Below are 210 nucleotides of genomic sequence, written 5' to 3'. Positions count from 1 at the left end.
CCGCGCCTTTCGCTCAGGCCTCGAGGTTCTCGACCCGCTCGAGGGTGTCGTAGAGGCTGTAGCGCTCCTGTTCGTCGCGTCGCACCCGGCCCATGGCGACGCACGGATCATGGGTGAAGACCAGTCGGCCGTTGCGGGCGATGAGGCTGTCCAGCAGGCGTTCCTTTTCCTCGATCAGGCCTTCCGGGAAGCGGTCGTAGCCCATGGTCA

The 210-nt window shown here is 65.7% G+C and carries 1 protein-coding gene; it reads right to left on the bottom strand.

The window, feature by feature from the left end:
* Positions 1–13: 13 nt before the first annotated feature.
* A partial coding sequence (locus ACNQO6_RS18640) for a hypothetical protein (protein WP_440209934.1) occupies positions 14–210 on the bottom strand: 197 nt, incomplete at its 5' end.

It is taken from the genome of Acinetobacter calcoaceticus (genome assembly GCF_051947995.1).
Lineage (GTDB): Bacteria > Pseudomonadota > Gammaproteobacteria > Pseudomonadales > Moraxellaceae > Acinetobacter.
The sequence above is the reverse complement of the archived record's forward strand: the minus strand, read 5'-3'. Positions and strand labels throughout refer to the sequence as shown.